Genomic DNA, 12,237 nt, shown 5'->3' on the forward strand with positions numbered 1-12,237 from the left:
CATCTGTCAATCGAAACAGATGAAAATGGAGTAAATAATATGAAGTGTATAAAAATGGCACTGCTTGGATTAATAGCCTATCCATTGCTACCCGCCATGGCGGATACCGAAGATAATTATCTTTGTGGCCATCGTGTAGAGGGAAGTACAGCAACTTTTGGGCAAACTCATCATGCTTGTGATGTTGATCCCTTTGGTGATGTGGAGTTTGTAGAACAAAAGTTTTCGTCTTTAATATATGACGATCTAAACAGTGATAGCGCAAGCTACGTCGATACTCTTTATCCGGTATTACGTGATGCTGCCAGTTATTACATCAATCAGCGACAAGCTCAAGTCAGTGCTGACGAATTAGCGGCATGGCAAAATACTGTAATGGCCGTTGCCCAACAACAGTCTTATTGGACTCATTATCGTATGGGTTCTGATAGCCGTCTAAAAATGTCCCGTGGTAATAACGGCCATGGTCATGGTTTGATGCAAGTGGACGATCGTGAACACTTCAGTGATATCGAAGCTGGCAAAGGTTGGAACTTGTTTCAAAACCTGAGCTTTGCATTAGACAGTTTATATGCTGGTTGGATAGCCTATGATAGTGCCAGTTGTGCGGCGACTGAGACAGATTTATCCCATAGAGCTAAGTTTTCCTATGCCGTTTATAGCGGTGGTACTGAGCAAGGGTGCCGTTTTGAAGCCACAGATAACCAATGGCAAGCACTCGACCATGCTTTTGCAAGTGCCTGGCAAAATCAAGATTGGTTGAGCCATGTCACTGATCCCAATGCTGATGCCGTAGTTGATGCGGCCTGTTATATCGCCGGCGAAGAAGGTTGTGTGCCTTTAGGCCCCTTACCAGCGCCTAAAGCGGATATTGGCAGTATCGGAAAAATTATTGGTGAAAGCTTTGATGGTAACCCAAATACCATTGCTGCTTGTCGCGGTGAACCGAATGCCGATGCGAGTAATGTTGAATGGATACGTACAACTACCAACCCGTGGGCAACGGCCAGTATTTTAACCCTAATTGCGCGTCAAGGTGACTGGGCGCAAGTATCCTTTGAATATTCTGGCTTGGTAAATACCTGCTGGACACTGGAATACGCGATTACGTGGGATGGTTTTGAACCACCTCCTCCAGCCAACGACATACTATTTGCTTATAAACAACTAGTGTTAGACAGCGGAGAAACATGTTTGCATAACAATGGTGAATTCCATTGTGTTACACAAAGCAAAGATGCCCTTTGTTTGTTAGAAAAATTGGATCAAGTTGTTGAGCCAAATGCATTCCAATTAACTGCTGCACAATCAAGTTCACAGTCAAAAATGGTTTATGACAGACATAGTTGTTTGACTAATGTTAACAGCATTATGGTGGTAGGAGACAACCTCAAAGTACTGCAAGAGCTACCCGTTTATAACACTATTGGTGGCGACATGGTGGGTACGACTGAAGTGGGTAAAATTTATCAGATATTAGATGTGGTAGCAGATACCAAGTACCAAATAAATCGCTATTACAAAGTTTTACTGGCGGCTGCTTATACCGCTGAACCAGTCAATGAAGGTGAAGATGGGGTGGATATTCCAGCTGTTACGGGGTATTTCTTTGCAGGTGATATTAATACCTATGCAGAATATACCGAAGCGACAGACAGCCTTGCCGCTAATCCCGTCATTTTGACTACTGGTAGCCAATTCAAAGTAGATTCAGAAGAAGGTCTGAGTATGTTGGCGGAAGTCGGTGGTGCTGTCACCCTTACTATTCCAAACAATACCATTATTACTATCGAACACACCGAAGTATTAGGTGATACCAATCAAGTTTACTATCACATTCATCGTAAAGGTATAGATGGCGTGGTTTATGGCGGTACTTTAACACCACAGTTAGCACTTAATGCTGATTTGAGTGCCAGCAGTGAGCCTGCAACTACAGATGAAACCCCCAATATTGTTACCTCAGATTCTTCGCAAACTATTGTGCGTGGAGGCTCTGCTGGGTGGCAACTATTGCTACTGGGACTGATTGTAATGGTCTGCCGTATGAGCAGAAAAGCATAAAATTAACGGAGCCTTATTTAAAGACTCCCATCATTGTTTAAATGGAGACAACGATGAATAAAGTAATGAAAACCTTGGTATGTATGCTTACTTTGCCCGCGTTACAAAGTTGGGGACAAGCAGTCGATACCGAAGAGTATTATTTATGTGCCCACAAGGTGAGTAATACCACCTTCGATTATGGCACTATCCCGGCCTGGTGTGATGTCGATCCTTTTGGCTCACCTGATATTGTTAAGCAACATTTTAACGACATTATGTTTAATGGTTTTGAGTCTGAAGACACTGAAAGACAGCGTTATATGTCAGCTCTTTATCCTACTATTCGCGAAGCAGCAGAATATTATCTAGACATTCGTAAACCTAGTGCCTCAATCACCGAAAAAGCAGCTTGGCAACATGCTGTTATGGCAACAGCCAGCGTTGAAACTAAATGGAGTCACTATCTCAATTACGATCAAGATGAGCGTATTAAAATGATCCGCGGTGATAGCGGTCATGGTCATGGCATGATGCAAATTGACGACCGTTGGCATTTTAGTGCGATCAGTGAAGGTAAAGGCATGCAGATCTTTGAAAATATGGTCTACGCCTTGGATATTTTCTATAACGGCTGGCGTTACTCTGTGGCCCAAAGTTGTGTCAATGGTGAAAATGACTGGGAAGCACGCTCTCGCTCAGCCTACTCAGCCTACAACGGCGGACCGACCGACTGGTGTCGCTGGCAAGAAAGTCCTATCACACAAGATACTAATTTTAGTCAAAACTACAGCGCCAAAGCATGGGAAGCCTTAGTTGCAGATAAAAATGCCAGCGCCTCACTTGATGTGACATGTTATATGGAAGACAACATGGCTTGTATTGATGCTGCCGATGACGGTGGCACTAAGCTAAGAATTGGACTCTTATCTACTGGCAGTTTAGGCGCTCTATTAGATAATAAAGAGGGTACAAGACTTGAATACATTCGAGGTCCAGAAAATGCCTACCAAGCTGCTGATCGCTTTTTAGAGCTAGAGCGCGATGGTGAATGGGTAAAAGTAGAACTCATGAAGTACAACACTACCGATGAAACACCGCTTATTGGTTGGGTTCATGATGTAGGCAATATCACTTGGACAGATGTTAAAGCCGTGGGGTCGTTAAAATCATCATTCCCAGCTACTGTACTGGAATTACAAGATGATATTGACGGAAGTTTCATATCTGAATACGTGATCAGCTACTCAAATGCATGGAATCCAGCTGACCGAGTGGTGTTGTTACAACGCAGTGATAACTGGGTGCAAGTTGAAGTATTACGTTTCCTCGATAATAGCGAAACACCGTTAATTGGCTGGGTACCAGACAATGGCAACTTTGACTGGGTTGAAGGTTCGGTGTCATTAACTCAACAAATTGGTGAACTCACCAGTGGTACTTTAGGTTCATTACTGGATGACATAGACGGTACACGTTTGGAATATATCCGTGGACCAGAAAACGCCTATCAAGCTGCAGATCGCTTTTTACTTTTAGCCAGAGACGGTGATTGGGCAAAAGTTGAGCTAATGAAGTTCAACGATACCACTGAAACTCCACTTATTGGCTGGGTATTAGATGCTGGCACCATTACCTGGACTGAAGCTCAAGCTGTTGGCTCTTTAAAACAAGACTATGCAGCCACAGTATTAGAGTTGCACGATGCAGTAAATGGTGCGGCGCAAGGCCAATATGTGATCAGTTATTCTAATGCTTGGAATCCAGCAGACAGAGTTAAACTTTTAGAAGAAAATGGTGATTGGCTAAAAGTCGAAGTTTTGCGTTATTTAGATAAAGATGAAACGCCTAACATTGGTTGGGTTTTGGGTAAAGGTAGCTTTGACTGGATAGGTGGAGTAGACATAGTTGAAGAGCCTACAGATGCTGATCTTTGGCAATATCGCTATCTTGGTCTTGCCACGGGTGAAACCTGTATTTTGGAGCTAGGTGAGTTTCATTGTGTTGAAAACATGGCTGATGCCTTGTGTTTAAACACCATGTTTGACCGTGTAACCGAAGAAGAGGTGTTACCACTCGATTCAGAAACTAGTGCCGCTAAAGCCAAAGTGCTCCATGACCGTCACGAGTGTTTAGCTACAGTACCTTATATCCATAAAGTCGGTGACAGTATCCAAACTATGCAGGCCCTTAGCCTGTATGCACAGGTTGGTGGCGCAGATTTGGGGATCACCACAGAAGCTGAAGGTATTTATCAAATACTAGATGTTGTTGCACTTGGTCAAAATGTCTACAACCAATATTACAAAGTCAGTGTTAATGATACCTTAGGATACATTTATGCAGGCTCTGAAATATCTCCTACTGATGTTTACCTCGTTGAACATGATATGCTGCCGACCTCTAGCATCATTATTCCGCAAGTAGGTGATACCTTAAAAATCACCCAAGGCGACGGCATTGCTTTACGTGATGATACCGATGTATCAGGCAAGGTTCAGGCGCTGGTTAATTTTGACAAAGAAGTACAAGTTGAAGAGACCATCATCAAAGGCCAAGACAACCGTGTTTATTACAAAGTGACCTATCAAAATGTACTGGGTTTTATGTATGGCGGCATGTTGTCTGCAAATGAAAACACCTTAGCAGAATGGGCGGTATACACAGAACCAACACCCATAGAACCACCGGTAACGCCACCAACAACAGGTGATAAAGAGGTTGAAGTGAGACCTTTAGCATCAGGTGGTAGCTTAGACATGATGTTAGCCTTTATAGCATTATGTTTATTCATACGTAGCCGTAGATTTAGCTGATACCCAGCCCAATCTCACAGTATGATGTGGAGGCCTGTTTGTTTTTGTTTAATCACAAAAATAAGCAGGTGCTCTTTTTATCATTTTTAAATTTATATTTGTATAAGGACGCGCAATGAAGTCACTAAAGTGGACACTTGTATTGATACCTGTTGCTGGCCTGCTTTATTGGGTAGTGGCTGAAGATGAGCCTATCCGCTCTGATATCGAGTTAACTAAAAATGTTATGAGCCCGGTGTCTAATCAAGCAAATAACCCTTTCCAAACTAAAACGAGTCAAACAAACTCCAGCATCACAAACGCCGCGCCAGCAGCAGTAGCCGCGACATCCAATGGGCAAACTACTACTTTGTCACCTGAGACTCATGCGCAACGCGAAACCTTAACGCAAGAACTGGCTGAATTACGAAACTGCAAACAAACAGCAAGCTGCCCCATTGATGACAGTGACCCGCGGGCAAGTAGTTTTTTATTAGCCAAACAACTAAGCGAAAAATTACAACGCTACGCCGAACTACACAGCAGCAATCAATATTATGATCAGCAAACGGCACAAATAACCCAAGATTATCTCACCTATCCAGACGGCCATGTGCAATCAGCCGCGCTAGATTTAATGCAAGAACAAGCACCAAATACTGAGTCCGCTAAAGTGCTAATTGATGCTTTGCAAAGCAGTTATGATGGCAAATTAATGAAACAAGCCATGGAAGAATTACAACGTTATCCTGAATTAGAAGCAGCAATTACCGAACTATTTACCAATCATTTGCAAACTGGTGCATTTAACCTTGCCCAAGAATTAGCTAAAAACATTGATGATTTTATCCATGCCAATAACATTGAACAATACAAAGCGCTAGCCGATTCCCTTCCACCACGCAGTGCTAAATCCAAATACCTTAAATCTGCTATCTTAGAAGCCGAGTTTGGATTAACAGAGGTTAATCCGTAACGATTATTGGATTCAGCCGGTCAAATTAGGCTACATACTTTTGATGTCATAGGTAAATTTGCACTAGTAGTAGCAAGACCTAATGATACTGTAGAATTTATTTTGGCAAGTCTGGAACGTCTTTCAAACGCAATTCGGTTAACGATGCACGTATTTGCTTAATAAATGTTTCACCGGGGTCGGTTTTGTCAGTCAAATAATTCGGGTTCACTTCTTTCCATAAAGGATGATTAACGAAATTTTTATATTCGTAATGACCAATCACATAATCAATGGGAAATTCCTGACTCAGCTGTTTAATCAGCGCAATGTTTGCAGTTAACTGCTCAGCCGTTAAGGGTAGCGAACTGCCATTTCCGACATTTTCAATCCCAATAGCACTATGGTTTAAGCCAATAACGTGACGAGCAAAAGTGGTATTTGGCAGCAATTGGTAAACTGTGCCGTCACGATCCACTAAATAATGAGTTGATACATTTAATTGGCTGGCACTGCTTATTTTATCCCGCGAACTAGGCAACATAGGTGAGTTAAATGCATTAAATGAATCTTCTAATGTGGGAATAGAAGTCCAGTGCACCACCACCATTTTAGGTGTTATTTGGGCTTTTTGTGCTTCAATTCCATAACGAGTGTCTAGATATTCAAGTGACAACTGTTCTCGTTTGTCATTATAAATAATCGGCCATTGTACAATATCTAACGCTGAGCTTGATTGCATATCCTTATCTTGCTGCTCACCTTGTGGTGAACATGCCATAACTAAAAACAATAAAGAAATTGTACAAACACTTGCAACAATTAAACGCATAAAAACTCCTTTGAAGGCCTTAGTGAGTGTCGATTACCGCAAATTTAGAAACTCGTTTTAACTTTACAATTCCAAATGGAATAACCTATCAAGACTGAATAAAGCTTGAAAGCAACTAAGAGTGCAATATATTATTCCCCAATAACTTAATCATAGTAATTATTTAGTAATGAAAACACAAGCTCATATCTTTTATAAAGAAAATGCAATGTATATGGAAAACGTATCTATTACAGCCATTGCCCAAGATATTCCTACACCTTTCTATTGTTACTCTTATTCATCTATTTCAGAATCTTACCTAGATTATGAGCAAGCATTTTCTCAACTAGACACCTTAATTTGTTATGCAGTTAAGGCAAACTCTAATCAAGCAATATTGACATCCTTGGCAAAACTAGGTGCCGGAGCTGATGTGGTTTCTGAAGGTGAAATCCGCCGCGCATTAAAAGCTGGTATTCCAGCCAATAAAATTGTATTTTCTGGCGTCGCTAAAACCCACTCTGAAATAAGCTATGCGCTAAACCACGATATATTGCAGTTTAATGTGGAGTCTGAGCCTGAGTTACAATTAATTAGTGAGCTAGCGACAGCGCAAGACAAAATAGCGTGTATATCTATTAGAGTGAACCCAAATGTTAACGCCAACACTCATGCAAAAATCACTACCGGTAAATCAGAAAATAAATTTGGTATTCCGATCACAAAAGCTAGAGATGTCTATCAGTATGCGGCTTCTTTACCTAGCATAAAGGTGCAGGGTGTTGATGTGCACATTGGTTCTCAATTAACCGACCTAGCGCCATTTAAGCAAGCATTTGGTATGGTTGCAGAGTTTGTTAGCGTATTAAGAAAAGATGGTCATGATATTTCAATTATTGATATTGGTGGCGGCTTAGGTATCAATTACGCTGAAGACGAAACACCACCTAATAAAAACGATTACGCCCAAATAGTTAAGCAACAGCTTGGTCACTTACAGTGTAAAATTATCGTAGAGCCAGGACGCTCTATAGTTGGCAATTCAGGGATATTAGTCTCCAAAGTAGTTTATGTAAAAAAAGGCGAAGAGCGTCAATTTTTGATTATAGATGCGGGTATGAATGACTTAATTCGACCCAGTATGTATGACGCATACCATCAAATCAAACCGATAAATAGTCACAATGATAAGAATGCCTATTATGATGTGGTTGGCCCAGTTTGTGAAACAGGGGACACCTTTTCTAAAAATAGACAACTGCCAATCATGCAAGCGACTGACTTAGTTGCTATTCTTAGTTGTGGCGCTTATGGCAGTGTTATGTCTTCAACCTACAATACCAGAATGGCTGCACCTGAGGTTATGGTGAAAGATGATCAATACACTATTATTCGATCTCGCCCATGTTATGAAGAAGTTATTAAGCAAGATATCATTCCGGATTGGGTATAGAAGTCTACGGGCTACTAGCACTAAATCACTTTAATTATTTATAAATAAAAATTTAGTGCTTTTCAACATCTAGTGAGTATTTATTCCCCCTACTTCAAAGCTCCTATACCAAGACTCTCATTTCACATCGATTATATAAGAACCCCCTTATATTTATTTTTTATCCACCCGAAGTCGGCGTAATTAACCTTAGTTCAATTCTGTAGGCGCTTTCCTATACACCACTTTTCACTAACCTTATCTCATCACCAAGCTAAGTTAGTTGTATTACCTAGGGATAAGGGCAAGTTGACACTGCCGCCCCTTTGCGGGATATATTTTAACCAGTTCAAACTAAAATCAATCTCTCTTATTCCGTTAATTCAGAAATAATGAAAAACCACTGGAATAATTTATTATTTACTTTCCCGTCAGTTGTGATAATTTGATTATAAGGGAGAGTGTTTGCAGTAAATAACTATAATAATTAATAGCACTCTTCTGGCGATAAGACATTTAATGTTTATGCTAACCATACGGTGTAATGGTTGATAAAACCAAAACACCAAAAACAACTAAGGGGAGACTGCACTGTGAAATATAACAAAACCACACTAGTGCCAGTAATGTTTGGGCTTTCAAGCACATACGCTTTTGCCCAACAAACTAACGAAAACACACAACAAGAATCAACCATGGACAACTTAAGTGAGGTACTCCAATGAATACTAACTTTACTTCGAAAAGCTTAGTCCGCGAGCATACACTAAGGTGGTGCTCATCTATTCTCACCTTCTTTGCAGTGCTTCTGTTTACTGTCAATGTATCAGCACAGCAAGTGGGGGAAATTGTCGGTAAGGTCACTGGCCCTGACGGCATGCCACTGGAAAATGTTTCAATTAAGGCAAAAGGTGATGTACTGCCTAAACCTCGTTCTGCAGTGTCCAAAGCAAACGGTAGTTTTCGCTTACAACTACTTCCACCTGGCAGTTACCAAGTAACATTTACTTCGGCTAGTGGTGACACTCGAAGTGTTGATGTGGTAGTAAATCTTGACCAAAAAACGCCGTTGAACATTCAAGTGGGTGCAGACGTTGAAAAAATTGCCGTTTATGGTAATAAATTAACCACCTCAACCAATGCAGCATTGGGTAATTCACTTAATGCTGACACTTTAGCCCAGTTACCTATGGCTGTTGAATACAGCTCGCTAATTCGAATGATGCCAGGTGTACAAGTGACGTCTGATAGTGTTCGTGGCCCAAGTGCTGGTTCAAGTGGCCAAGACAATGGTTACAAATTTGACGGTGCTAATTTAGCTACGCCTTTATTCGGTATCTTAGCATCCTCTCCATCCACTCACGATGTTGCTCACGTTTCTGTTGAGCGCGGTGGCGCACGAGCCGTTGGTTTTAACCGTAATGCTGGGGTAACACTTAATACGGAAAGTAAATCAGGTACAGATAAATGGACCGGTGATATAACTTATCGTATACAAAAAGGTTCATGGCAAGCAGAAGATAAAGATGGTCTAAGCACAGAAGATGACATCGGTTTTGTGACTGCTGGCGTTGGCGGACCTATTATCGATGAGCAGCTGTACTTTTATGGTTCTTATTATACAAGAGACGATGCAAAAGAAAGTGGTACAAACGCTCGCGGCCAATTACCTGATATCACCAATGAACGTGAAGAATATTTTGGAAAGTTTACCTGGACACCAATCGAAGACATTTTAATCAATGCAAGTTATCGTAGTTCAGAAGTAACAACAACTAATCAAAGCATCGGCATCAATGATACAGTTTCAACTGCAGAGAATGGTGTAAATGAGTTTGAAGTTCTAGTATTTGATGGCTCTTGGCTGATCAATGACGATACAACCTTCAATATTTCATATGCAGAAACAACTCAATCAACCGGTTCATTTCCGATAAACGATCTTGGGTTTAGAGGTCAGTCTGGGGGCACATTAAACGTGAGTGACTTAGCGTCACAAGGCTTCTTTTCTGTACCATCTCTTGAAACACAGGAAGCCGCTGACGCTGCAGAACAAGCACTTAAAGACGCGTATAATGCAGGTGCAGCATCACTTATCGCAGCATTTGGTATAAACGGTGAAGCACTTGGTGGTGTGGGTGCAGCTTCGACTGTGAACGACAATAGATATTTGAGCAATACCTTTGAAATGACCCTTGACCACATTATTGATACCGATACTATGACCCATGAAATTCATATTGGTTATCAAGAAGAGGAAGGTTCTGAAGAGCTAACTCGTGTGTCAAATGGTTGGGGCGCAATCTCGTATTGGGGTGGCTTAGACCGTGAAGAAGGCGGTCTTGTGGCACCAACGGGTGACTCAGTTCCCCTAGGAACTATGTATCGAGCGAGAGTACAAACACGTGGTTTCAATGCTGGCGGATTAACTGGCCCACTTATTTCAGCAAGCAAATCTAAATCAATTGCGGTCAACGACACCATTTATTGGCAAGACTGGATCTTTGATCTTGGCTTCTTGGTAAGCCAAGATGAGCTTATTGGTCAAGGTCTGCGTGAGGCCGACACTACCTCTGGTTACGAAGAATCTCGTGGAACGCCATATGTAATGAAAAAAGTTGGCTTTAGTGAGACTTTCCAACCACGTTTAACTGCTACATGGGAATACAGCCATAGCGCTTCAGCCTTTGTTAGTTTTGCCAGATACAACCCTGCGGTTAGCTCACTTGCAAGAGCTGCTTCTTGGGATCGTAATACAGGCGGCAGTACGACCGATGTATACTTTGATGGGAGCGGAAACTTTCTTGATTCTCAAACCAATGTATCTTCAACAGGTAAACTGTTTGCTGATAACTTAAGCCCAAGAACCATGCAAGAATTTATTGTTGGTCATCAAATGCAATGGCAAAACAATTGGACGATCCGCAACCATTTACGTCATCGTAGAAGCTGGAACTATTGGGAAGATACTAACAACAATTCACGTATTGTTTATGATGCAGAAGACTACCAAGGCCGTGTAGATGGTTTTACTGATTTGTATCCTGATTTAGTGGCGGCAGCAAATGCAGGACAATTTGATTCACCTGAACCCAAAGAGCTTTATATACCGGTAAACAACCTAATTGGTGAGGGTACTTACGTAATTGCTCAGCTAGATGGTGCCTATACTAAGTATATTGAGGCCAGCACTGAAGTTGACTACCAATCTGAGAATTTCTTTTCGACAACATCGATTGTTTGGAGTCACTACTATGGTAATTTCGACCAAGATGGAACCACTCGATTTAGTAACGACCAAGGTACATTCATTGGCTCTTCGAATATTGCAGATAGCTGGTACGGCCAATTATGGGGTAGTTTCACCGATGGAAAAATGCGTGCAGATCGTACTTGGCAAGTTAAGAGCTTTGGTGCTTATCAGCTTCCATGGGATGCTTCACTAGGTTACTTAGCTTACTGGCAGTCTGGCCATACTTGGGCACATCAATGGGCTAGTACCTATTATTTGGAGCCTCGTGGTAACAGAAGAACACCAAGTCACTTCCAGTTGGATCTGAACTACACCCAAGACTTTGATATTATGGACAAATATAATTTGAAATTCCGCTTAGACGTGTTTAACGTATTTGACAAGCAAACAGGTTATAACCCTCAGCCACGTTACAATAGTGACGCTTTAGGTGAGTATCGTAGTCATGAAAATCCTCGCCGTATTCAAGCGACGGTATCTTTAAGCTTCTAACAGCTTAAAGTTAGTAATATGCCCGCCTTGCGGGAAATGCCAGTCAGTTCTGCTGACTGGCATTTTTTTTGATTACTTTTTGCTTATTTTCTTCACTATCTTTTCTGGGGATTTATTGAGTCCCACTAACAAAATAGCAATTTTAATTCCTACTTAAATTGAAACTAAGAATATTTTAAAACACAAAATGTAAAGCCTTTCATATAGAGAAAGATTGAAATATTTGTAAGTAAGCTCAAATAATGAGTTCATTCACAAAAAATCCACACCTCCCCTAGCCTTCCAATCAAACCTTATTAGACTAAGTTTAAAACCACTATAAACCTTAAAATACAACAACTTAAATGTATTTAACTATTTAGAAATAGCGCCATCTATCTATATATAAAACTAACCAAGGTGTTATTTCCAGTTTCTCCGTGTCACTCCCCCACCACAAATAAAATCAAATAT

Annotated in this window: 7 protein-coding genes; 6 read left to right on the forward strand and 1 reads right to left on the reverse strand. The window is 41.1% G+C overall.

Translation table 11 applies throughout. The features are described from left to right. Nucleotides 1–39 precede the first annotated feature (39 nt). From L0668_RS06840 to L0668_RS06850, 3 genes are all read left to right on the forward strand, one after another. Entirely contained in the window at nucleotides 40–2,064 is a 2,025-nt protein-coding gene (locus tag L0668_RS06840; protein ID WP_235311348.1) for a hypothetical protein, read from the forward strand. Between the two features lie 53 nt (nucleotides 2,065–2,117). Then, the gene (locus L0668_RS06845; protein WP_235311349.1) at nucleotides 2,118–4,859 is read left to right on the forward strand and encodes a hypothetical protein; all 2,742 of its coding nucleotides are present in this window, start codon (nucleotides 2,118–2,120) and stop codon (nucleotides 4,857–4,859) included. Between the two features lie 115 nt (nucleotides 4,860–4,974). Then, nucleotides 4,975–5,814: a hypothetical protein gene (locus L0668_RS06850; RefSeq protein WP_235311350.1), complete on the forward strand. Its 840-nt coding sequence runs from the start codon at nucleotides 4,975–4,977 to the stop codon at nucleotides 5,812–5,814. A 97-nt stretch (nucleotides 5,815–5,911) separates the two neighbouring features. On the opposite strand, the gene L0668_RS06855 is transcribed toward L0668_RS06850, so the two are convergent. Then, the gene (locus L0668_RS06855) at nucleotides 5,912–6,625 is read right to left on the reverse strand and encodes an N-acetylmuramoyl-L-alanine amidase (RefSeq protein WP_235311351.1); all 714 of its coding nucleotides are present in this window, start codon (nucleotides 6,623–6,625) and stop codon (nucleotides 5,912–5,914) included. 169 nt (nucleotides 6,626–6,794) lie between these two features. On the opposite strand from L0668_RS06855, the gene lysA reads away from it, so the two are divergent. The 3 genes from lysA (at nucleotide 6,795) to L0668_RS06865 (ending at nucleotide 11,784) form a co-directional block, all read left to right on the forward strand. Beyond that, nucleotides 6,795–8,060, forward strand: coding sequence for a diaminopimelate decarboxylase (gene lysA, locus L0668_RS06860; protein WP_235311352.1), 1,266 nt, complete (start codon nucleotides 6,795–6,797; stop codon nucleotides 8,058–8,060). Nucleotides 8,061–8,632: 572 nt separating this feature from the next. Continuing rightward, the gene (locus L0668_RS20680) at nucleotides 8,633–8,764 is read left to right on the forward strand and encodes a hypothetical protein (protein WP_268820232.1); all 132 of its coding nucleotides are present in this window, start codon (nucleotides 8,633–8,635) and stop codon (nucleotides 8,762–8,764) included. Further along, nucleotides 8,761–11,784 (forward strand): TonB-dependent receptor, encoded by a 3,024-nt coding sequence (locus tag L0668_RS06865; protein WP_235311353.1) that lies wholly within the window; start codon nucleotides 8,761–8,763, stop codon nucleotides 11,782–11,784. Before L0668_RS20680 ends, L0668_RS06865 begins: the two co-directional genes overlap by 4 nt. Nucleotides 11,785–12,237 lie beyond the last annotated feature (453 nt).

The sequence above is a fragment of the Paraglaciecola algarum genome, from assembly GCF_021532655.1.
In the GTDB taxonomy this organism is placed as follows: domain Bacteria; phylum Pseudomonadota; class Gammaproteobacteria; order Enterobacterales; family Alteromonadaceae; genus Paraglaciecola; species Paraglaciecola algarum.

Coding starts and splice junctions, on each gene's coding strand:
- L0668_RS06840 (WP_235311348.1), top strand. CDS start 40: ATGAAGTGTATAAAAATGGCACTGCTTGGATTAATAGCCTATCCATTG.
- L0668_RS06845 (WP_235311349.1), top strand. CDS start 2,118: ATGAATAAAGTAATGAAAACCTTGGTATGTATGCTTACTTTGCCCGCG.
- L0668_RS06850 (WP_235311350.1), top strand. CDS start 4,975: ATGAAGTCACTAAAGTGGACACTTGTATTGATACCTGTTGCTGGCCTG.
- L0668_RS06855 (WP_235311351.1), bottom strand. CDS start 6,625: ATGCGTTTAATTGTTGCAAGTGTTTGTACAATTTCTTTATTGTTTTTA.
- lysA (WP_235311352.1), top strand. CDS start 6,795: ATGAAAACACAAGCTCATATCTTTTATAAAGAAAATGCAATGTATATG.
- L0668_RS06865 (WP_235311353.1), top strand. CDS start 8,761: ATGAATACTAACTTTACTTCGAAAAGCTTAGTCCGCGAGCATACACTA.